This is a genomic window from Arcobacter sp. CECT 8989 (genome assembly GCF_004116715.1).
Classification (GTDB): Bacteria; Campylobacterota; Campylobacteria; order Campylobacterales; family Arcobacteraceae; genus Halarcobacter.
This window is the reverse complement of the sequence record NZ_PDKE01000006.1, coordinates 18,542-40,995: the sequence shown is the minus strand read 5'-3', so window position 1 is coordinate 40,995 and position 22,454 is coordinate 18,542. Positions and strand designations below refer to the sequence as shown.

The window sequence follows — 22,454 nt, the reverse complement described above, 5'->3', positions numbered from 1 at the left end:
AAAATGAAAAAAGAAGTTGTAAGTGATAGACGAAGATTCTTTCTAAATATAGCAAGAGCCTTTGGATTAGCAACTTTAGGTGCTTTAACTTGGAGTGCTTATGTTGATGAGGTGACAGCATCTCAGTTAACACTAAGACCTCCTGCTGCTTTAGATGAAGAGGACTTTTTAAAAACATGTATTAAGTGTGGTATGTGTGTTGAAGCCTGTCCTTATGATACATTAAAGTTGGCAAAGCCAGGTGATAATAAGCCTTTAGGTACACCATATTTTACTCCAAGAGATATACCATGTTATATGTGTCCAGATATACCATGTGTTCCAGTTTGTCCAACTGATGCCTTAGATATAACTAAGGTTAGTAAGAATAATAAACTAGATATAAATATGGCAGATATGGGAGTTGCAGTTGTTGACTCTAAAAACTGCATTGCCTTTTGGGGAATTCAGTGTGATGCCTGTTATCGAGCTTGTCCTATTTTAGGTGAAGCAATTACTATTGAGTACACTAAAAATGAAAGAACAGGAAAACATGCTTTTATGAAACCTGTTGTGAATAGTGATTATTGTACTGGATGTGGTCTTTGTGAAAAAGCTTGTGTTACAGAGAAAGCAGCCATATTTGTTCTTCCTAGAGAAGTTGCTTTAGGAAAAGTAGGGGATTATTATATTAAAGGTTGGGATAAAGCAGATGAGAAAAGATTAGAAAACGTTACTAGTGAAATTACAAAAACTGACATTAGTGAGCGTAAAGCAGTTGATTCTTTAAATGATATGGAAGGATTACTAGATGATTAAGAATAAATATTTAATCCAAAGAAGAGTAGTTCAAGTATCGATTCTATTCCTTTATGTAGCAGCAAACATTTGGGGATGGAGTGTTTTAACTGGTAATCTAAGTACTTCTGTATTATTTGATAAGGTTCCATTGAGTGACCCTTATGCTGTATTACAGATGTTTTTCTCAGGAGCAGTGGTTGCCTCTGATATATTTATAGGAGCATTGATAATTTTTATTTTCTATGCTTTAGTTGGTGGAAGAGTATTTTGCTCATGGGTTTGTCCAATGAATATTGTAACTGATTTATCTAACTTCTTAAGAAGAAGATTAGGGTTTAATCAAATTCAAAAAAGACAGCCTGCAAGTAGAACGATTAGATATTGGGTATTAGGCCTTAGTTTAGTGATATCTTTTATTTTAGCAGTTCCTGCTTTTGAGTTTATCTCTCCAATCTCTATGTTACACAGAGGAATAATATTTGGTATGGGCCTTGGATGGGCAGCGGTACTTATAATTTTTCTTTTTGACCTTTTTGTTTTAAAAAATGGATGGTGTGGACATGTTTGTCCATTAGGAGCCTTCTACTCAATAGTGGGTAAATATAGTCTAGTTCGTGTTGAACATAACGAAAGTAAATGTACTTTATGTATGAAATGTAAAGAGGTTTGTCCAGAAAGCCAAGTACTTTTTATGGTTGGAAAATCAAGTGAACAAGTTCTTTCAGGCGAGTGTACAAATTGTGCTAGATGTGTAGAAGTTTGTGATGATGATGCACTAAACTTCTCAATAAGAAATTTAATAGAGCAAAAAAACAAGGAGAAATAAAATGAAACTAATCACAAAAATTAGTATTGGTCTTGCAACTTCTTCCTTTTTAATCTTTGTAGGGTGTAGTACAGCTCAACCTACAATTAGTGAAGAGTCTTTAGGGCTTAGAAAAGTTGACCTTTATAGTGAAGACAAAGTAACGCCAGATGAAACAAAATATAGTAAAGCAGCTCCAAGTACGTCAAAAACTATTGATAGAGCATTCCAAGATGCTCCGCCAATGATTCCCCATGATGTAGATGGAATGCTTCCAATTACAGTTAATAATAATCAATGTATCTCTTGTCATACTCCAGGTGTGGCAGAGTCTTTTGGAGCTTTACCGTATCCAAAATCACACATGATTAATTTTAGACCTGATACGTCATTAACTAAAAATGGTGATATCGTTAAAAATGGTAAACTTGTTGAAAATACTTCAACAGAGAAAATGGACTATGTGACTATTAATGAGATGCATCAGTTATCAAATTCAAGATTCAACTGTTCTCAATGTCATGCTCCTCAAAGTGAGGGAGAATTAGTAGGTAATACATTTACTCCTGATTATACAAGTAAAGACGGAGCAAAAAAATCTTCATGGACTGGAACTAGTCTAACTGAAGGTTTAGATACTTTAGTAGAGTAATATGAGAAGAAGAGAGTTATTTAGCTCTCTTGCTTCTTCTTTTAATAAAAAAGAAGAACAAGAGCAAGTTATAAGATTACCATACAATGAAGACAAGAGTCTTTTTCTCAAAGAGTGCCCAAGTTGTGATGCACCTTGTGTTACTTTGTGCGAAGAAGATATAATTGTAATGGGTGAAGATAAAACACCTCATATTGATTTTTCTAAAGGTGGTTGTACTTACTGTGGCGAATGTGCAAAAGCCTGTGAGTATGGAGTTTTATTAGAAGACTCAAAAGAGAAGATACCTGTAAAAGTAGAGATTGATATGATTAAGTGTTTAAGTTGGCACAATACAATGTGTTTTTCATGTAAAGACCCTTGCTTAGATGATGCAATAGAGTTTCTAGGAATGTTTAGACCTTCTATTGTAGAGGATAAGTGTACAAGCTGTGGTTTTTGTTTGAATGTATGCCCTAGTGATGCAATAATATTAAAAGGAGTGTAAATGCCAGCAATATTTACAGCAAATGTAGAAGAGTCAGATAATGATACTTGGGTTATTAGATTAACTGATACAGAAGATACAAGACAAGTTATCTGTCAAGATATGGAAGACTTCTCAAAACAGTTAGCTCTTATGAGTGAAGATTATGGTTCAGATATAGAAGTTCAATGGTCAAAAGATGATGATGTAACAGATGAACACTTTTATGAACTACATCAACAAATGGCAAAAATAAAAGAGGACTTGGATTTAGATGAGTAAACTTTTTTTATCTTTTTTTATCTTAGTAGTGTCATCTTTTGCTTTAGAGGAAGTAACTCCTACATACTCTTTAAAAGCAACAGGTGCAGTTCAAGGAATAGTGTATAAAGATGAACTTTTATATACAGGGACAGCTAATGGAACTGTAGAAATCTTTGATACTAAAGAGAAAAAGATAATTAAGACAATAAATCTTCCAAAGATAAAAGACTTTATGGGAGATACAATTCCTGCAAAGGTTTATTCTATAGATTTAATAGAAGATAAAATACTAATAGTAACTCAAGGTATGAAAGGATATAGAAATCTTTGGATATATGAAAATGAAGAGTTAAAGAAGCTAATAGGAATAGAGAAAAAGTTTTTTATTCAAAAGGCATCTTTTATAAGTGATACAAGAGTAGTATTTGCATTACTAAGTAATCAGCTTGGAATCTTTGATATAGAAAAAAATGAGGTAACAGTTCTAACACAAGTTAGTCAATCCTCTTTTTCCCATTTTGCATTAAATGAGAATAGAAGTAAGTTAATTACTACAGATGAAAGTGGAGTAATAAGAGTATTAAAAACAAGTGATTTGGTAGTTGAGAAGAGATTAAAGGCTTTAAATCTAGATAGGGTTTATCAATTAGATTTCAAAAAAGGAAAAGTATTAACAGCAGGACAAGATAGAAAAGCAGTTTTCTATGATAGTTTTAGCTCATATGCACTAAATTTTGATTTTCTTCTTTATAGTTGCGCTTTAAGTAAAAATGCTAAGTATGGTGCAATTGCATATAATGAGGAGAATGAAATTTTAGTGTTTAATACAAGCAGTAAAAAGTATTTATATAAACTAATTGGACAAGATGCTACTTTGACGCAGATTCTATTCATATCAGATAAAGAGATTTTTGCAAGTAGTGATAGTCAAACAATAAATTTTTGGAGATTAAAATGAATATTTCAAGTATCGTAGTTCAAACAAGACCAGAGTATTTAGATGAGGTTGTAGAAGCATTAAAGAAATGTGAAGTGTGTGAATATCATCTTCATGATGAGGTAGGAAGAGTTATCGTTACAATAGAAGGAAATGGTGTACAAGAAGAGCTTGAAAAACTAAGAGTTATAGAAGCTATTCCTCATATTGTAAGTGCAGATATGCAAATGGCTTATAGTGAGGATGAGTTAGATGAACATATGGATGTATTAAATGATGCAGATGTTGTTCCAAAAATGTTAAATGAAGATATTCCTGCTGACCAAATTGTGTATAGAGGTGATTTAAAGAAAAAAGATCTTGAAGGCTTTGCAAAAGAGTTTGATAAAAGGTAGAAATCATGGAGTTTTTAGAGAGTGAGTTTTTAATTGAAACAGAAATCCCAGAAGATGAATTAATTATTTCTCGAACTGATTTAAAAGGGAAGATAACATATGCAAATGAAGCTTTTGCAAATATCTCTGGCTATGAAATAAATGAGTTAATAGGACAATCTCATAATATACTTAGACATCCAGATATGCCTAAAAGAGTTTTTAAAAACTTATGGGATACTCTAAAAACTGAACAAAAATGGGAAGGCGTAATAAAAAACCTTAGAAAAGACAAAGGTTTTTATTGGGTTCACGCCACAATTAGTGGTGTTTATAAAGATGATAAACTAGTTGAGTATAAATCAATTAGAACACCAATTACTTTCAAAGAAAAACTAAAATATCAAAGTCTATATGATGAATATAGAAATATTGATAGAGATAATATTCGAATTATTAAATATATCTCTTAATTAAAGAGAGCTTTTAATAGCCTCTATTAATCTATCAATATCCTCTTTTGTTTGTGAATAGTGAACAGAAATTCTAAGCCATCCTGGTTTTTCTTCTAACTCTTCTTTAGAAGTTTTACCTAATAAATCATGTCCATATGGTCCTGCACAAGAACATCCCGCTCTTGTTTGAACGCCACTATTTGAAGATAGTTTTTCACATATTTTATATGGGTTTAAATTGGCAATATTAAAAGAGACAATTCCTATATTCTCTTCTTCTTTATTACCATAGATTGTAATTCCTTCAATCTTTTCTAAACCTTCTAGTAAGTGAGAAAGAAGTTGTTTCTTTTGCTCTTTTATAAACTCAAAGCCTATTTCATTTCTAAGTTGATATGCAAGTGCTGCACGGATAAGTTGTAAAATCCCAGGAGTTCCTGCTGTTTCTCTAGCACTAATATCTTTTTCATACTCTTGTACTTGAGCATTTACATAAGCTACAGTTCCACCACCTGCAAAAGTTGGAGCTAAAGTTTCATCAACTAATGATTTTCTAATAGCAAGAACTCCACAACTTGATGGACCTCCAAGAAGTTTATGGGGAGACATTACAAGGGCATCATATAATTCACAAGGGATATTCATATATGAAGAACTAGCTGCTGCATCAAAACATACCGTTGCTCCATAAAGTCTTAATAGTCTTGAAATCTCTTCATATGGTGTTATGATTCCTGTAACATTTGAAGCTATACAAAAACATCCAATAATCTCTCTATGTCGATTCTCTTGTAAAATCTCTTTTAGTTGTCTAAGGTCAATTAAACCTTCATCAGTAAGTCTTATTCTTTGAACTTCACAAAGGGCTTCTCTATAACTTACTTCATTTGAGTGATGCTCATAAGGCCCAACTATAATAAGAGGTAATTTCTTTTTTGCAACAGCTATTTTAAATCTTTTTAAAGTTGCTGGTGGAATATAAACACCAAGTAGTTCTTGGAACTTCTTTATTGCAGATGTTGCTCCACATCCAGAAGGAATAATAGCAAACTCTTCATTTAGCTCTAAACTATTGCTTAGGCTTTCTATTGCTTCATTATAATATTGGTTTGTAATATTTGCATTTAAAGACTCTTTAGAGTGTGTATTAGCATATGTTTCAAGCACATCTCTGATACGGTTCTCTATTTGTCTAAACGCAAGTCCAGAAGCTGTATAGTCAAAGTAATCGCTTTTGTTCTTACCTATAGTGTTGTATCTAATAAAATCTAATGTATTGGTATTTTTATCAAAAAATGGTCTGTAGATATCTTTTTTCATTAAATAATTTTAACTTATTTAGATTATATGTTTAATTAATAATAGAAAAGAATTTAATCTTTTCTACTATTTCGCTTTTGTAATGATGAAATCATGGAATGAAGAATGTTCAGAAGCTATATATTCATTTATAATCTCTTCAACATTTTCATTTACATCTTCAACTGCAAATTTAATTCCAGTTTTTTGGTTAAATTGAGACTTGTCACCTTCAAGGAAACCACCAACAAGAAGTTCAAAACCAGTAACAGTTTTTCCATCTTTTTTAACTTTTGTTCCCATAAAACCAAGGTCAACAATATGTGGGTGAGCACAAGAGTTAGGACAACCATTTACAGAAATAGAAACTCTTTCTCCAAAATCAGGAAATTTGTTTTCTAAGTGGTCAACTAATCTTTTTGCAACACCTTTTGTTTCCGAAATTGCAAATTTACAGAAGTCAATACCTGTACATGCTTGAACTCTTGCTCTAAAGTTAGATGGGTATGGATAAATATTAACTTTCTCTAACTCTTTAGCAAACTCTTCAGCAGTATCGCTATTTGCATCTAAGATGATAATATTTTGAGTAACTGTAGATTTAAGTGCAGTTGCTCCATATTTTTCAAATAGTTCAATTAGGTCATTTAATCCCTCAACCCCAATATGTCCAGAGTTTAATGCACACCCAATATAGCTTTTACCTTTTTGCTTACTTTGGTGAATTCCAAAGTGCTCTCTAAATCTTGAGTTTGTATATTCAATCTCATTTGGTTCTTTGATTTTAAATGTTAAAGAAGCTTGTAACTCTTCAACAAACTTTTCAATTCCCCACTCTTCAATTAAGTGTCCAAGTCTAGCTTTATTTCTTTTTTCTCTTAATCCATGGTCTCTATAGATTTTAGTAATAGCTTTTGCTGCTGGAACAACTTGTGATGGTGTAACATATCCAATGTGATTAGCAACTCTTTTATTTGAAGCTAAACCACCACCAACACTTACTGCAAATTGGATTCTTCCATTCTCTTGTTTTACAGCATTGAAACTAACATCTTGGATTTCATGGTGCATACAGTTTTTAGAACATCCATTTACACCAACTTTATATTTTCTAGGAAGGTTAGAGAATACTCTATTTCCTTTAAATGCTTCATTTAGTTTATCAACTGTTTCTCTTACATCAGCGATTTCTTCATGGTCAATACCATTAATAGGACATGATACAACGTTTCGTGGAACATCTCCTGCTGCAAAAATAGATGATAATCCTACTGTATCTAGTAGTCTAAAGATTTCTGGTAAATCAACTACTTTGATAAAGTGAAACTGTAAATCTTGTCTTGTTGTAAAATCAGCAGTTCCCCTTGCATATTTTTCAGATATCTCAGATACAACTTTTAGTTGAGGAAGTGTTAATTGACCACCTTCAAGTTTAACTCTAAGCATGAAATATAAAGTGTTATCATCATCTGCTTGTAGATTTTTGTTTTGTGTGTACATTCCGTACCATTTAAATCTATCAATATCTTCTGGGTCTACTTCTTCACCTGTAACTGCATAAAGATAGATGTCTTGAAGTACATCAAGACCATCTTTCTCTTTTTTTATACGCTCTACTCTTTGTGCTTTAGTTTCTTTTGCCATGAGTTATCCTAAAATCTCTTTACATCCCCACTCAGGGAAGTTATCTCTAATGTATTGGTTTAAAGCTATTTCAGCTTTTGTATACTCTCTTAACTCTTCTTCTTTACCTTGAGTCTCTACTGCATCTACAATCATACCAGCACCAACTGTTGAGTTTGTATATCTATCAATGATAATAAAACTTCCAGTGTGTCTATTTTCATAGTATGAATCAACAGCAATTTGTCTATCTAAAGATAATGAACATTTTGCAATATCATTTAATTCAAGGCTATCTGTTGAAATCTCTTTAAAGCTATTGATATCTTTTTTGAATTCAATTGCTTTAAATGAACCATTTATAACAGAAGTAGCTCTTTTAATAATATAGCTATTATTTAACTCCATTGGTTTTTCATCCATCCAAACTACCATTACATTTAGTTTGTTTGAAACTTGAGGAATAGAGTTTGATTTTACAATCATGTCTCCTCTTGAAATATCAATTTCATCTTTTAATGTAATTGTTGTAGCCATTGGTGCATATGCTGTTTCAATAGTCTCAACAGTTTCATCTTTTCCAATTGGTCTTAAGTCTTTTACATCATTTGAAACAATTGATTTAACAACTGATGTTTTTCTTGATGGTAAAACTGTAATCTCATCACCAACAGATATTTTACCACTTGCAATAGTTCCAGAAAAACCTCTAAAGTTTAAGTGAGGTCTAGAAACATATTGAACTGGTAATCTAAAGTCATCATTTTCATCATGGTGAATCTCTACACTATCAAGTAATCCCATTAATGGAAGACCTTTATACCAAGAACATTTTGGAGAAATTGAAACAATATTATCTCCATCTAATGCAGAGATTGGAATATAGTTAAAGTTGATATCTTCATTATGAGGAAGATTTGGAATAATCTCTTCATAATCTTTTTTAATCTCTTCAAATCTCTCTTTGCTAAAGTCAACTAAATCCATTTTATTAATAGCAACAATTAGGTTTTTAATTCCTAATAATGAAGCGATATAAGAGTGTCTTTTAGTTTGAGTTAAAACACCTTGTCTAGCATCAATAAGAATAATCGCTAAGTCTGCTGTTGAAGCTCCTGTAGCCATGTTTCTTGTATATTGCTCATGACCTGGAGTGTCTGCAATAATAAACTTTCTTTTATCAGTTGAGAAGAATCTATAAGCAACATCAATAGTAATACCTTGTTCTCGCTCACTTGCTAGTCCATCAACTAAAAGTGCAAGGTCAATTTTATCCCCAGTTGTACCACTTTTTTTAGAGTCTTTTTCAATAGATGCTAATTGGTCTTCAAAAATCATTTTTGAATCATAAAGAAGTCTTCCAATTAAAGTACTTTTACCATCATCAACTGACCCACAAGTAATAAATCTAAGAATCTCTTTGTGTTCATGCTCTTTTAAATATTGTTCAATATTTTCAGCAATTAAATCTGATTGGTGTGCCATTAAAAATACCCCTCTTGTTTTTTCTTCTCCATTGATGCGTCACCATCACTATCAATTAATCTACCTTGTCTTTCAGATGTTGTACAAACTAACATCTCTTGAATAATCTCAGGTAAAGTAGTTGCTTCACTTTCAACTGCTCCTGTTAGTGGATAACATCCAAGTGTTCTAAATCTCACTTTCTCTTTCTTAGCAGTCTTTCTTAACTCTTCTGGCATTCTTTCATCATCTACCATGATTTTTGTACCCATGTATTCAACTACTTCTCTTTCTTTTGAGAAGTATAAGTCAGGAATAGGTATTTGCTCTAAATAGATATATTGCCAAATATCAAGCTCAGTCCAGTTTGATAATGGGAATACTCTAATAGACTCACCTTTTGTGTGTCTACCGTTATAGATATTCCATAACTCTGGTCTTTGGTTTTTTGGGTCCCATCTGTGGTTTTCATCTCTAAATGAGTAAATTCTCTCTTTAGCTCTTGATTTTTCTTCATCTCTTCTAGCCCCACCAAATACTGCATCAAACTTTTGAATATCTAGCATTTGTTTTAGACCTTGAGTCTTCATAATATCAGTATGTAAAGCAGAACCATGTTCAAATGGAGAAATATCCATTTCGATTCCCTTTGGATTAGAGTAAACGATTAATTCCATTCCTACTTCTTTTGCTCGTCTGTCTCTAAATTCAATCATCTCTTTAAATTTCCATTTAGTATCTACGTGTACTAAAGGAAGTGGTGGCGGTGCTGGATAGAAAGCCTTTTGTAAAATGTGTAGCATTACAGAAGAGTCTTTTCCTACTGAGTAAAGCATTGCTGGATTTGAAAATTCAGCTATTACTTCTCTCATAATATGCATTGATTCAGCTTCTAATTGTTTTAAATGTGTAAGTCTTTCAGTACTTATATTTATTTCACTCATTATATCTCGTCCCATTAATTTTTTGTTTTAGATTCCCTCAAATTAAAAGTTTGAATTCATCTACATTTAACTACTTTGCGTGTAATCCGCACTCTTTATGCTCAGGGTTTTCCCACCACCATCTTCCAGCTCTAATATCTTCACCATCCTTAATGGCTCTGGTACAGGGTGCACATCCAATACTAGGGAAACCTTGGTCATGAAGTTTGTTATATGGAACATTGTTTTGTTTAATGTAGTTCCATACATCTTCTTCACTCCAGTTGATTAGAGGATTAACTTTGATTACTTCAAAGTTTTCATCATATTCAACTACTGGCATATCTGTTCTTGTAACACTTTGTGCTGCTCTAAGACCTGTAATCCAAACCTTTAAAGGTTTAAGTGCTCGTCTAAGAGGCTCCATTTTTCTAATGTTACAGCAATTTTTTCTATTCTCAATACTCTCAAAGTGTCCGTTGATACCTTGTTTTTGATAAAGCTCTTCTACCTTTTCATTTAAAGGGAAAAAAACATTTAACTTAACACCATATTTTAGGTTTGTAGCATCCATAACATCATATGTTTCAGGATGTAATCTTCCCGTATCTAGTGTAAAGATATTTGCACTTTTATCTACTTTTAGAACCATGTCTGTTAAAACTTGGTCTTCTGCACCTAAGCTACTTGATAAAGCAGCATCTTGTCCATACTCCTTTATGAAGTATTCTGTAATCTCTTGTGCAGTTGAGTTTTGAAACTTTTGGTTTAAATCATTGATGTCCATAATTGCCTTTTTTAAATTTGATAATCAGGTTCTTTAGTTTTTCCAAAGGAAATTTTATTCCATGCTCTTTCATGGAAGTAATACAATATCATTTTAGTAACAAGTTCAATTGAACCAATTGAAGCTGCCATTCCTAAATTACCTGTAATAAAATAAGAGATGATGATTGTATCTAGCGTTCCAACTGTACGCCAAGAGACAGTTTTTACAACTGATCTGTAAGCTTTTTCTGCCATATTTACCCCATAGAATTATTGTATATGACGAGAGTTTTACTCTTCGTCATATAGACCAACACTTAAGTATCTCTCTCCTGTATCACAAAGAATAGTAACAACTACTTTACCTTTGTTTTCTGGTCTTGCTGCAACTTGCTCTGCAATGAATGCATTTGCTCCAGCTGAGATACCAACTAATAGACCTTCACTGCTAGCTAAATTTCTAGAAGCTGCAATTGCATCTTCATTTGAAACTTGTACTACTTCATCATAAACAGTAGTATTTAATACATCTGGAACAAATCCAGCACCAATACCTTGAATTCTGTGTGGTCCTGGTTTACCACCACTTAATACAGGAGAAGCTTCTGGCTCAACTGCAATTACTTGAATATCAGGGTTGTGTTGTTTTAATACTTCACCAATACCAGTGATAGAACCACCTGTACCAATAGCTGCAACTAAAATATCAACTTTTCCGTCAGTGTCATCTAAAATCTCTTTTGCAGTTGTTTTTCTGTGAATATCTGGGTTTGCACCATTTGCAAATTGTTGAGGAACAAATGAGTTTTCAGTTTTTTCAGCTAATTCATTTGCTTTTTCAACAGCACCTTTCATTCCTTTTTCTGGCTCAGTAAGTACTAATTCAGCACCTAAAGCTTTTAATAATTTTCTTCTTTCAATACTCATTGATGAAGGCATAGTAAGGATTAATTTAATTCCAAGTCCTGCACAAACAGAAGCTAAAGCAATACCAGTATTTCCTGATGTTGGCTCAATAACTGTTGTGTTTTCGTTGATTAAGTTTTGCTCTAAAGCAGCTTTAATCATGTTTGTACCAATTCTATCTTTTACTGAATGAGTTGGGTTCATAAACTCACATTTTCCTAAAACTGTAGCTCCACTTTTTTCACTCGCTGCTTGTAACTTTACAAGAGGTGTATTTCCAATTAATTCTGTAACATTGTTTGCAAATTTCATTTTTTATATCCTTTCTATTTATATACTGTAATGTAAAAATTCGTTATATTTGTCTTGATATTCATCTAGTTTTGCTAGTGAGATATCAAACAGTTCTTTTGTGCTTTTCTTAGCATCATCAAAGAAGATATTTAAAATCGGGTTATCAGCTTTGCTATCGATGATTTTTAAATCACCTTCAAGGGCAACTAAAATATCCTTTACTGAAATATCTTCAGGCTTCTGAGCTAATACATATCCACCTTTTGCTCCTCTGATACTTTTTACTAGTTCAGCTCGTCTAAGCTTTCCTAGTAACTGCTCAAGGTAGTTTTGTGGAATATTAGCATTTGATGAAATCTCCTTGATTTGCATGGGAGATTCATCTTCGTGCTTACTTAATTCATACATGGCTGTTAGACCATATACACCTTTTGTTGAAATTAGAGGCATTACTGTTATCCTTACGCTAATGCTTGCTCTAAGTCTTCAATTAAATCTTTTGGATTTTCTAATCCAATAGATAACCTAACAGTAGTAGGATTTACACCTGCTTTTAATAACTCTTCTTCACTCATTTGTGAGTGAGTTGTTGAAGCTGGGTGTACAATTAACGACTTAGAATCACCAATGTTTACAACAACACTAAATAACTTAGCTTGGTCAATTATTGTTTTTGCTGCTTCATAAGATTCAGCTTCAAAAGAGATAAGACCAGAAGACTTACCATCTTTGAAATATTTTTGTGCTTTGTCATAGTCTGCATTTGACTCTAATCCAGGGTAGTTAACAGCTTTAACTTTTAGATGAGACTCTAAGAATTTAGCTACTTCTAAAGCACTGTTTGAATGTTTTTCCATTCTAATATCTAAAGTTTCAATTGCTTGTAATAGTAACCATGAGTTATGTGGTGACTGTGCAGCTCCAATATCTCTTAAAAGGTTTAATCTAATTCTTAAACAAAAGTTTGGAAGAGGAACATCAACATAAACTAATCCATGATATGATTCATCTGGCTCAACAAAGTGTGAATATCTTTTTGCATTTTCTTTGAAAAATTCTGCTAAACCATCTCTTTCAACAACAATACCACCAACAGCAGTACCTTGACCGTTTGTATATTTAGAAGTTGAGTGAACAACTACATCTACTCCCCATGAAATTGGGTTAAATAAAGCTGCACTTGCAACTGTATTATCACAAACTGTTAAAACACCATTTCTTTTAGCGATTTCAACAATTTTTTCTACGTCTGCAATAGCAATTTGTGGGTTTGATAATGATTCAAAGAAGATAGCTTTTGTTTTATCATCAATTTGCTCTTCTAAATCACTAGCATCAGCACTTTTAAATACTTTTGCAGTAATCCCAAATCTTTTGATAGTGTGAGTTAATAAAGTAACTGCACCACCATATAGTTTGTCTGAGATTAAAATATTATCACCTGCTTCAGCAACATTTGCAATAGCATAGAAGATTGCAGATTGACCACTTGCTGTACAAATAGCAGCTGCTCCACCTTCAAGTTGTGCAAATCTTTGTTCTAATACATCAGTAGTAGGGTTCGTAAGTCTAGTATAAATAGAACCTAACTCTTTTAATGCAAATAAGTTTGCTGCGTGTTCTGCATCCCTAAATGCATAAGCAGTTGTTTGTGCGATTGGCACAGACATCGTACCCCAACCTTCTTTGTTGTTGTAACCTCCATGAACTGCAATTGTTTCTTTTTGCATTTTTTTTCCTTTATAAAATTGTCTTTTTTTATTTTGTAGTGAAATTGTATAATATTTTTAAATTAAAGTCAAGTGTTTTAATAGTGATTAATCAAATAGGCTTTATATCTGGGCTGTGAATTATAGTTGATTAACTTAGTATGGATTGATTAAGATGTTAAGAAAATATTTGATATAATCCCCATTATATCAAAGTTATAAGTATCTATCAAGATATAAAAATCATTTTGTAATAAATAATATTTATCATAATAAAAAAAATTTGAAAAAAAAGAGTACTAAATGAGTAAGATTGCAATAATAGGTGCAGGAGCAGCAGGTTTAATAGCTTCAATTACAGCAAAAAGTGAAAATCCAAGTCTTGAAATTGACCTATTTGATATTAATAATGCCATAGGAAAAAAGATACTTGCAAGTGGAAATGGAAGATGTAATATTTCAAATATAAATGCACAAGTTTCTAACTATATAGGAGAAAATCCTTCTTTTACTAGCTACTGTTTAAAGCAGTTTGATTTTAACCATTTTAAAAAGTTTAGTAAATCACTTGGGCTTTTACTTGATGTTAAAGAAGATGGTAAAGTATATCCTTTGTCAAATGAAGCAAAATCTGTAACTACTCTTTTACAATCTAAACTAGAAAGCTTGGGTTTAAATTTTATTGGCAATACTAAAATAGTAAAGATTAGAAAAGAGCAAGAGAAATTTATACTTAATTCAGAGGATGAAGAGTTTAAAGATTATGATAAAGTTTTGATTAGTTCTGGACTTGCTGCAGCTCCACAGTTAAACTCTACGGAAATAGGAATGGATATTGCAACTAGCTTTGGACACTCTTCAAATATAACTTATCCTTCACTTGTGGGACTACAAACAGACTTTGAACATAAAGCTAGACTTCAAGGGGTAAAAAAAGAGTCACAAGTTACTTTATATATAGATGGGCAAAAAGAGAATGAAATCCTAGGAGATGTTTTATTTACTAAGTATGGGGTTTCTGGCTTTGCTATTTTAGATATCTCTCAATATGCTGTTTATCCAATGTCTTTATATCAAGATGTACAAATAGCTATAAATCTTTTCCCAAAACAAACTAGAAATGAAGTTTTAGGAATGATAGAGTCTTTAGTGAAGTCTTTACCAAATGAAAAACTAGGAAATATCCTTAGTGGAGTAGTTTCAAATAAACTAGTTCCAGTAATCCTTGATATGATAAAAGTAGATAGTGAAATAAAAGCTATTGATGTAAATGCAAAACATATTAGAGCTATAGTAAACACTCTTATAAATCTTAGAATGAAAGTTATTGATACTCAAGGTTTCAAACATGCAGAAGCTAGTGGCGGTGGAGTTAGAACTGATGAAGTTGATGATAAAACTTTTGAGAGTAAGAAGTGTAGGGGGCTTTATTTAGCTGGAGAGGTGCTTGATATTGTAGGTAACCGTGGAGGGTATAATCTTCAGTTTGCTTGGGCTTCAGGTTACCTTGCTGGAAAAAGTTTAGCGAAGGGAAAATAGTTCTTTTTGCAAATCTCTACGTTATTGTAAAAAATATTATAGTCATTTAGTTTACTAAACTCCTACAATATTTTTTACTGCTTGCCTTGACCTTTACAAAAATTTACTATTTTAGGGACTAAACTTTACTTATAAATAAATATATTATAGAACTAGTTTCAATATCTATTTCTGAATTTCTTTTTATTAGTTTTAACTTCACATACAGAATAAAAAATCTTTATAAAATAGCAATAAAAAAGGAAAATAGAATGAAATTAGTATGCATCTTATTCTTTATGAGCTATTTAGAAGGAGTTATTGAAATAGATAATTATGTAATTATTATAAACTTAATAAGTATTTTGAGAAATAATAAAGTGATTAAAAAAATATTTCAAAAATTCAAGAATCTTAACTTTTAACAAATATAAATTGATATGTTCAAGTGTGAGCATTTGAAAAATGGCGTTAAGTAAAATATTAAAAAAGCCGTCAAAAAATGAAACTGTTTGAGGCTTTAGCCGAGTTTTTCATTTTTAGGGTTTTGTAGATTTTATAGCATCATTTTTCATCTTTGCGAACGCTTTTCTTTTTGATACTTTTTCTTTATAAAAAGAAAATAGTATGCCCTAAAACCTATCTTTCAAAACCTGCACTCTAGAAAGTTTAGCAATCTCAAACTTTCCAGAGTCACTATGTAAAATATTTTCTTCTATTTTTAAAGGTTTAACTTTCTTATATGATTTACTCTCATATGAAAAGCTAACATAGTTTTTATCTTTAACAGCTTTTTGTAAAAATCTTTGTTCTATAGTCATTTATTTGTACTCAATTTTATTTCTACCATTGTCTTTGGCTTGATAAAGTGCATCATCTGCTCTTTTTAGAATTGACTCAATAGTATCACCCCTTTGAGACATGGTTACCCCAAAACTTGCAGTTTTATTTTCTACTTTAGAAAACTTATAGTTGCAAATCTTTTCTTTAAAGGTTTCCATTAGTTTAATCACTCCTTGTACATCTGATTCTGGGCAGATGATTACAAACTCTTCTCCACCATATCGTCCTACAAAGTCTGTTTTTCTTCTATTTGTATTTAGAATATTTGCAAGCTCTTTTAATACTTTATCACCAACTTGGTGACCATATGTGTCATTTACTTCTTTGAACTTATCTATATCAACTATTGCTAAACCAAAGTTGTGATTAAACCTTTCACTTCTATTTATCTCAAACTCTAAAAGCTCTTCTATCTTTCTTCTATTGTATAGGTTTGTTAGTTTATCTGTCGTTGCAAGTTTTTTTAGCTCTTTGTTTTTCTCTTCTATATCTTTTTGAGCTTCTTCTAAAAGCCTATTTGTTTTTATGATTTTTCTATTCCAATAAACAACTAAAAGAATAACTATCAAAGAACCAATAGCAATCTTCCATACAAGTTCATAGTTTACACCTTTTTCATATTTTATTGGAATCCATTTGCTAAAGATTTCTCTGTGCATATCATTTGTCATACTATTTATAGCTTTTTGTAAGATGTTTAATAAAACTTCATCCTCTTTTACAACTGCCATAGATAGTTCTAAAGTTTCATTTATCTTTCCTGCAATTTTAAGTTCCCCAAAATACTTGTGCTGAAACTCATATCCAATACTAGCAAGGGTATCAATAAAGCCAAAAAGCTTTCCACTTTTAACTTTGTCAAGACCTTCATTTATATCTTCAACTTCTACTAAATCAAGGGATGGATACTTCTGTCTTAAAATTTTCACAAAAGCATCACCTTTTATGATACCAACTTTCTCTCCTTCTAAATCAAGGATATGGTTTATAAAGGGTACATCAACTTTTGTAGCTACTACAAGTGGTACATTTAAATAGTTGCTTGTGAAGTTTAGATATTTTTTTCTTTCGTATGTTTCCATCCCAAGAGCCAACATATCGCACTTTTTTTCTTTGATAAAAGTTATTGACTGATTCCAGTTTTCTGTTCTTACAAGCTCAAACTTTGCAGATAAAATATTTTCAAATAAACTATAATAATCAGAGCTAATCCCTGAGTGTTCATTTTTTTCATTTAGACCTTCAAAAGGTAAACCATCAGGGTTTATACAATACTTGATAGTCTTTGTATTTAAATAAGCTCTTTCATCTTTGTTAAGCTCAATATGTCCACCTTTATACTCTTTTATAGAACCAATCCATTTATTTACTAAAGCTTCTTTCTCTTTTTTTGTAATAGAGTTTAATCCCTTTTGTAAAATTGAACTCAAAATTGGTTTTTCAGGAATTACACCTAGTCTTAGGTCTTCTTTTTTTGTATTTGGTAAGATAAGTTCACTGGCAAGTTTTAGGTTAGAGTATAGGTTTTTTTTGATTAGATAGTTTATATTTGTAAGATTTTGCATTAAAGCATCAATCTTCCCAAAGACTAAATCTTTTGTTAGTTCTTCATAGGTGTCATAATATACTAAATTTATATTGTCAATTTTTTGAAGCTCTTTTATATAAAATACATCTTTTAAAACACCAACTTTTTTACCTTCTAAACTTTTTATTCCAAGATATTCACCAAAATCATCTCTAACAAAAATCATAATAGGAATATCATAATAAGAGCTTGTAAAAGTAGTGAAAGGTTCTCTATATTTTTTATGTGAAATACTTGTTATTACATCTACTTCTTTGTTTTTAAAGGCTGTATAAATAGTTGTCCATTTAGCATACTCTTTTTCAAATACTAGTCCAGTTCTTTGAGATAAGATATTTAGTAATTCATGTTCAAAGCCTACAGGTGTATTTTTTATATAGTATGAAAAAGGCGTAAAATCAGGCATCATCCCAACTTTTACTAGGGGAGTGTTTTTTATAAACTCTTTTTCTTCCTCAGTAAATACTATAGGTTTTGCAACAGCTTGAATAGAAATAAAAAATAGAATACAAAAAAATAGTGTCTTCATAGGTGACCTTAGATTTTAAAAAATGATATTAGGTATTATACATGAAGATGCTTAGAAGAGAAAACATACCTACTCACAAGGAAGAGTAGGTTGTTTATTTTGACGGGTACAAAAATCTAATTCTTTGACTATATAGTCAAGGAATTAGGTAAAAAAATTTATGCGTGTTGATAGTAATTAATATCAGCAGTTGCTCTACCATTAAACTCCACAATTTTATCAAGTCTAATTACAGTACCATCTGCAGTTTCCATAAACTCACTGTTACTTACATTTCTTATGTCCACTATTTTAGAAGTAACAGTCACTTCTTCTTTTTCTTTTAAAAATGTTATCTCACAATTAACGCTATTACTTGCCGCTTCCTCAAACATGTCATATAAATCGCATGAAACCTGTACATAATTATTCATATCTACTCCTTACAATTTTTAGCACACTCAAAAGGACTTTTATAAATATACATTTATTAGAGTTCGAGTTTATCTAATATTTCAAAAAAAAGTTCATGCTCTTTTTCGCTGATTTTAGAATTAAGTCCTTCCCTGAAATCGGTTACATAAGGAAGAGTTTCTTCTAAAATTCGTTCACCTTTTTTTGTTAGCTTTATCTTATTGCTTCTTTTGTCATTTTGGGTATCACTTTCTCTAGTGATCAACTCTTTTTTTTCTAAAGAGTTTAATGAACGACTTATCGTTGTTTTATCTTTACCAAGAAGTTGCGCTATTTTCGTTTGATTAACGTTTGGTTCATATTTAATGATTTCTAGCGTCGCACGTTGTTCAATAGTAATATCATAAGCTGAAAGTATTTTATTTAAACTATTAACAACGCTATTCGAACTTCTGATAAGTCGATAAGCAATAGAGTCTTTTAATGCATAATTCATAAGGCTCCTTTTAGTTGCATATACAATTATTGCATATGCAACCTTTTTTGAAGCTTAAGCAAGTTTAAGGAAAAGTATCAAATCTTTTAACAATATTTTTTATTTTTTGGAGATTCTCCATTAAAGAGTTGTATAAAATCTAATCTAATTTTTTGATTATTTTCAAGAATCACAAACTCTTCTTTGTCTTTTGTTTGTAGATTAATTATTTTTGATTTGATTATTTTTTCTACATCATTTTCTAAATAAACAATTTCACAAATTTGCCCTTTAACAGCGGCTACCTCAAACTCATCATAAAATGCACAAGGTACAGGTGTATATTTTTTATCCATATTAACTCTTTAAAGATTATTTTTATTTGATATTATACACAATCTTATATTTTATGATAAATAAAGCAAAAAAATATAACAATGCTATTTATTTGCAACTGTGTTGCGGTACAATTAAGAAAAATATTTTTAGGGAAAAACATGCCAAAAAGTTTAAATAAAAAACAAATAGAAGAGATTAAAAGTCTTTTATTACAAAACAAGATGACAATCGAGTCAACACTTAATAATCTGTCTAATGAACATTTAAATTTAAGTGAAATGGATTTAAACGATGAAGGTGATTTCGCAGCAGCAAGTAGAGACTACTCTACAGATGTACATATCAAGAATCAACAATTAAAAGAGTTAAATTTAATAAATCATGCTCTTAGAAAGATTGAAGAAGGAAAGTACACTGGACTTTGTGAAATGTGTGACTCTGAAATTACTATTAGAAGATTAAGAGTTAAGCCTCATGCAATGTATTGTATAGATTGTAGAGACTATATTGAAAAAGAGAAAGTTAAAAAAGCAGTTTAATTACTCAAACTTCTCATATCCAAGGGCTTAGTTTTCTATTCTCTTGGATAAGGACTTCTTTAATGGGAGTTTTTCACGAACTCATTTATTTAGCTTCCAGATGAGTTCGTGATGAATTTCCTTATTCTTATTTAGTCAAAATATTATTGACTTTCCTTATAAAAATGATTTTCCACTTAATTTATCATTACAATATTGAAGAAAAAATTTATTTTTCTAAAAAATAGTATATAATTAGCAAAAATATTAAAACAATTAGGATATTTAACAGATGTTGATGACAATATATTTTTTGATAGCAGTTGGAGTCTCTTTTCTTTGTTCGATTTTAGAGGCTGTACTTCTTTCAATAACTGATTCTCATATCGAGGTAGTAAAAAAAGAGAAAAAGAAGCTTGGTTCTTTAATGGAGTATCAAAAAAAGAATATAGACTTTTCAATCGCAGCAATTCTTACTTTAAACACTTTTGCTCATACTTTAGGTGCAGCAGGTGTTGGTGCTGAGGCTGCAAAAATGTTTGGTGAAGAGTATATGTTTTATATCTCTGCTGTTTTAACGATTTTGATTTTAGTATTTTCAGAGATTATTCCTAAAACTTTAGGTGCATATTATTGGAAAGGTTTAGCAGGTTTTGCAACTAGAACTATTAAAGGCTTAGTATTTATTACTTATCCTATTTTAATCGTTATGAACAAAATCACTACTTTTATAACTCCTTCAAAAAAAGAGACTATGACAAAAGATGAGATTTTAGCAACAGCTACAATCGCAGAGAAAAAAGGTGTATTAAGAGTAAAAGAGACAGTTATGATTGAAAACCTTTTAAATCTAAATGAGATAAAGGTAAAAGATGTCTTTACTCCAAGGTCTGTAGTTTTTTCTGTACAAAGAAATGATTTTTTAGATAGCTTTAATGATAGAACAAAAGTTGATTTAGAAAAGTTCAAAGAGTATTCAAGGGTTCCTGTTTATGATGAAGATATTGATGATATTGTAGGAATAGTTATTTCAAAAGAGTATTTCCATGAAATGCTTGAAGACAATTATGAAACTAAAGAAGACTTAATAAAGCCAGTTCTTCGAGTAAATGAAAATATCTCTATTTCTAAACTTATTGATATGTTCTTATTAAAAAAAGAGCATCTATTTATTGTAACAGACAATTATGAGCAAACTGAAGGTGTTGTAACTTTAGAAGATGCCTTAGAGTCTTTACTTGGGGCTGAGATTGTAGATGAACTTGATAGTAATGTTGATTTACGAGAAGTTGCAAAAATGCAAATGAAAAATGCTAGAAAAATAGGAGTGTAATCTAAAGGAGAAAATTCCTTTAGATATTATTTCTTCTCTTTACAGTGTTCTGCAAAGAAGTTACCAAATTTAAGACCAGTTCCACCTTTGTCTTTTTTTACTGTATATTTTGTAACTACAGGATTACACTCATCAATCCAAGAGTATAAATCATAAACTTTAACTTGTTTAAATCCCATTTTTCTGATTGTTTCTGCTTCAATTGAAGCTCTAGCTGCTGAGTTACAAACGATAATCACATTTTGTTTGATAAAGTTATCATCCATATCTAAAGCGTGTAAAGCTAAACCTTTTTCTGGTGCTTGTCTTCCAATTCTAACTGAACCTTTGATATGTGCAGCTGCCCACTCTTCCATTGTTCTTACATCTGCTACTAACCAATCTTTTGCTTTTAAAGCTTTTTTTACATCTTCTGTTGTTGCATATGTACCGTTTGCTTTATTCTCTTTTTTAAGCATTGAGCTTAATTTGTTGTAATCTACAAACTCTGCTGCAAACATTGAACTTGTTGCAAGGGCTAAAGTTAATAAAAGTGCTTTTAATTTCATTAGTTTTCCTTATGATTTTATTTATAGAATTATAATCTATAGTTATTTATCTTATGCTTAAAAAAAACTTAACATGAATTATGATAATTATTAACTGTAGTTATATATCTATAAAAAAGAGTTTCTTTTTATTTGTTCTTTATTCAGATGTACTATAATTACATATTTTATTTTATGACATAGGGAACAAAATGGATAATACAGATTTAACAAAAACACCTGAAACAAAGTTTGAAAAGAAGCTTGTACAGGATGCATTCAATGTGAATGTAGCTTTTTATGTTCACCTAAAAGAGTATAATGATCACGTTAGAAGTGAATTAGAGAAAAGACTTGAAGAGGTATTTTTTTATTCAAGAGGTGTAGAGTGGAAATTCGATAGTTTTGGAATAGAAAAAGCAGGAAAAAGAGGTAAAAATATTGTAGGTTACTTCGTTTTTAGAACTGCAAACATTACAGAGCTTAAGAAGCTTTTCAAAGAGTACTTTGAAGACTATGACAATGCAATTAAAATCACTTGCTCAGTTGCTGAGTATAAAAAGATTGATGAAACTTTCTTTGAGTTAGATGTTTAACATCTAGCTCAAGCAAAAACTTACATAAAAATTTCACTTATTTAAATAGATTGGAATATAATAAACTTATAGTATG

Annotated in this window: 27 protein-coding genes; 12 read left to right on the top strand and 15 right to left on the bottom strand. The window is 31.0% G+C overall.

Going from position 1 to position 22,454, the window contains the following annotated elements:
- Positions 1–3: 3 nt before the first annotated feature.
- From napG to CRV02_RS07190, 8 genes are read left to right on the top strand one after another with little or no spacing between them, the layout of a single operon-like run.
- On the top strand, positions 4–798 hold the full coding sequence (gene napG / locus CRV02_RS07225; protein WP_129084126.1) for a ferredoxin-type protein NapG: 795 nt from the start codon (positions 4–6) through the stop codon (positions 796–798).
- A complete protein-coding gene (napH, locus tag CRV02_RS07220; protein ID WP_129084127.1) occupies positions 791–1,606 on the top strand; it encodes a quinol dehydrogenase ferredoxin subunit NapH in 816 nt (271 codons plus the stop codon). Before napG ends, napH begins: the two co-directional genes overlap by 8 nt.
- A gap of 1 nt (position 1,607) precedes the next feature.
- The gene (locus CRV02_RS07215; protein WP_129084128.1) at positions 1,608–2,237 is read left to right on the top strand and encodes a nitrate reductase cytochrome c-type subunit; all 630 of its coding nucleotides are present in this window, start codon (positions 1,608–1,610) and stop codon (positions 2,235–2,237) included.
- A 1-nt stretch (position 2,238) separates the two neighbouring features.
- On the top strand, positions 2,239–2,724 hold the full coding sequence (locus CRV02_RS07210) for a ferredoxin-type protein NapF (RefSeq protein WP_129084129.1): 486 nt from the start codon (positions 2,239–2,241) through the stop codon (positions 2,722–2,724).
- On the top strand, positions 2,725–2,985 hold the full coding sequence (locus tag CRV02_RS07205; protein WP_129084130.1) for a hypothetical protein: 261 nt from the start codon (positions 2,725–2,727) through the stop codon (positions 2,983–2,985).
- Positions 2,978–3,925 (top strand): WD40 repeat domain-containing protein, encoded by a 948-nt coding sequence (locus CRV02_RS07200; protein ID WP_129089751.1) that lies wholly within the window; start codon positions 2,978–2,980, stop codon positions 3,923–3,925. The genes CRV02_RS07205 and CRV02_RS07200 overlap by 8 nt, the downstream gene beginning before the upstream one ends.
- Complete coding sequence (locus CRV02_RS07195; protein WP_129084132.1) at positions 3,922–4,299, top strand: chaperone NapD; 378 nt, start codon at positions 3,922–3,924, stop codon at positions 4,297–4,299. Before CRV02_RS07200 ends, CRV02_RS07195 begins: the two co-directional genes overlap by 4 nt.
- A 5-nt stretch (positions 4,300–4,304) precedes the next feature.
- Positions 4,305–4,751 (top strand): PAS domain-containing protein, encoded by a 447-nt coding sequence (locus CRV02_RS07190; protein WP_129089750.1) that lies wholly within the window; start codon positions 4,305–4,307, stop codon positions 4,749–4,751.
- On the opposite strand, the gene CRV02_RS07185 is transcribed toward CRV02_RS07190, so the two are convergent.
- The 9 genes from CRV02_RS07185 to CRV02_RS07145 all read right to left on the bottom strand — a co-directional run bounded on the left by CRV02_RS07185 (position 4,752) and on the right by CRV02_RS07145 (position 13,740).
- Positions 4,752–6,053: an aminotransferase class V-fold PLP-dependent enzyme gene (locus CRV02_RS07185; RefSeq protein WP_129089749.1), complete on the bottom strand. Its 1,302-nt coding sequence runs from the start codon at positions 6,051–6,053 to the stop codon at positions 4,752–4,754.
- A 66-nt stretch (positions 6,054–6,119) separates the two neighbouring features.
- A complete protein-coding gene (locus CRV02_RS07180) occupies positions 6,120–7,676 on the bottom strand; it encodes a nitrite/sulfite reductase (RefSeq protein ID WP_129084135.1) in 1,557 nt (518 codons plus the stop codon).
- A gap of 3 nt (positions 7,677–7,679) precedes the next feature.
- The gene (gene cysN / locus CRV02_RS07175) at positions 7,680–9,140 is read right to left on the bottom strand and encodes a sulfate adenylyltransferase subunit CysN (protein WP_129089748.1); all 1,461 of its coding nucleotides are present in this window, start codon (positions 9,138–9,140) and stop codon (positions 7,680–7,682) included.
- Positions 9,140–10,063, bottom strand: coding sequence for a sulfate adenylyltransferase subunit CysD (cysD, locus tag CRV02_RS07170; protein ID WP_258239014.1), 924 nt, complete (start codon positions 10,061–10,063; stop codon positions 9,140–9,142). Before cysD ends, cysN begins: the two co-directional genes overlap by 1 nt.
- A 70-nt stretch (positions 10,064–10,133) precedes the next feature.
- The gene (locus tag CRV02_RS07165; RefSeq protein WP_129084137.1) at positions 10,134–10,829 is read right to left on the bottom strand and encodes a phosphoadenylyl-sulfate reductase; all 696 of its coding nucleotides are present in this window, start codon (positions 10,827–10,829) and stop codon (positions 10,134–10,136) included.
- A gap of 11 nt (positions 10,830–10,840) precedes the next feature.
- Positions 10,841–11,065, bottom strand: a complete 225-nt coding sequence (locus CRV02_RS07160) for a DUF2061 domain-containing protein (RefSeq protein ID WP_129084138.1) — start codon at positions 11,063–11,065, stop codon at positions 10,841–10,843.
- A gap of 36 nt (positions 11,066–11,101) precedes the next feature.
- Positions 11,102–12,028, bottom strand: a complete 927-nt coding sequence (gene cysK, locus CRV02_RS07155) for a cysteine synthase A (protein ID WP_129089747.1) — start codon at positions 12,026–12,028, stop codon at positions 11,102–11,104.
- Positions 12,029–12,046: 18 nt separating this feature from the next.
- The gene (locus CRV02_RS07150; protein ID WP_129084140.1) at positions 12,047–12,460 is read right to left on the bottom strand and encodes an Rrf2 family transcriptional regulator; all 414 of its coding nucleotides are present in this window, start codon (positions 12,458–12,460) and stop codon (positions 12,047–12,049) included.
- An 11-nt stretch (positions 12,461–12,471) separates the two neighbouring features.
- Entirely contained in the window at positions 12,472–13,740 is a 1,269-nt protein-coding gene (locus CRV02_RS07145) for an O-acetylhomoserine aminocarboxypropyltransferase/cysteine synthase family protein (protein WP_129089746.1), read from the bottom strand.
- A 282-nt stretch (positions 13,741–14,022) separates the two neighbouring features.
- On the opposite strand from CRV02_RS07145, the gene CRV02_RS07140 reads away from it, so the two are divergent.
- Positions 14,023–15,258: an NAD(P)/FAD-dependent oxidoreductase gene (locus tag CRV02_RS07140; protein ID WP_129089745.1), complete on the top strand. Its 1,236-nt coding sequence runs from the start codon at positions 14,023–14,025 to the stop codon at positions 15,256–15,258.
- A 611-nt stretch (positions 15,259–15,869) separates the two neighbouring features.
- Here CRV02_RS07140 and CRV02_RS07135 read toward each other — a convergent pair.
- From CRV02_RS07135 to CRV02_RS07115, 5 genes are all read right to left on the bottom strand, one after another.
- Complete coding sequence (locus CRV02_RS07135) at positions 15,870–16,058, bottom strand: hypothetical protein (RefSeq protein ID WP_129089744.1); 189 nt, start codon at positions 16,056–16,058, stop codon at positions 15,870–15,872.
- Complete coding sequence (locus CRV02_RS07130) at positions 16,059–18,197, bottom strand: diguanylate cyclase (RefSeq protein WP_129089743.1); 2,139 nt, start codon at positions 18,195–18,197, stop codon at positions 16,059–16,061.
- A gap of 158 nt (positions 18,198–18,355) precedes the next feature.
- The gene (locus tag CRV02_RS07125) at positions 18,356–18,610 is read right to left on the bottom strand and encodes a hypothetical protein (protein WP_129089742.1); all 255 of its coding nucleotides are present in this window, start codon (positions 18,608–18,610) and stop codon (positions 18,356–18,358) included.
- Between the two features lie 56 nt (positions 18,611–18,666).
- Positions 18,667–19,086, bottom strand: a complete 420-nt coding sequence (locus tag CRV02_RS07120) for a MarR family winged helix-turn-helix transcriptional regulator (RefSeq protein ID WP_129089741.1) — start codon at positions 19,084–19,086, stop codon at positions 18,667–18,669.
- Positions 19,087–19,172: 86 nt separating this feature from the next.
- Positions 19,173–19,421, bottom strand: coding sequence for a hypothetical protein (locus CRV02_RS07115; RefSeq protein ID WP_129089740.1), 249 nt, complete (start codon positions 19,419–19,421; stop codon positions 19,173–19,175).
- A gap of 141 nt (positions 19,422–19,562) precedes the next feature.
- Here CRV02_RS07115 and dksA point away from each other — a divergent pair, with 141 nt between their 5' ends.
- Positions 19,563–19,943, top strand: coding sequence for an RNA polymerase-binding protein DksA (gene dksA, locus CRV02_RS07110; RefSeq protein WP_129084149.1), 381 nt, complete (start codon positions 19,563–19,565; stop codon positions 19,941–19,943).
- A 271-nt stretch (positions 19,944–20,214) separates the two neighbouring features.
- Complete coding sequence (locus tag CRV02_RS07105; RefSeq protein ID WP_129089739.1) at positions 20,215–21,255, top strand: CNNM domain-containing protein; 1,041 nt, start codon at positions 20,215–20,217, stop codon at positions 21,253–21,255.
- 26 nt (positions 21,256–21,281) lie between these two features.
- Here CRV02_RS07105 and CRV02_RS07100 read toward each other — a convergent pair whose 3' ends face one another.
- On the bottom strand, positions 21,282–21,803 hold the full coding sequence (locus tag CRV02_RS07100; RefSeq protein ID WP_129084151.1) for a rhodanese-like domain-containing protein: 522 nt from the start codon (positions 21,801–21,803) through the stop codon (positions 21,282–21,284).
- 191 nt (positions 21,804–21,994) lie between these two features.
- Here CRV02_RS07100 and CRV02_RS07095 point away from each other — a divergent pair, with 191 nt between their 5' ends.
- Positions 21,995–22,378 (top strand): hypothetical protein, encoded by a 384-nt coding sequence (locus CRV02_RS07095; RefSeq protein WP_129084152.1) that lies wholly within the window; start codon positions 21,995–21,997, stop codon positions 22,376–22,378.
- Positions 22,379–22,454: the final 76 nt, after the last annotated feature.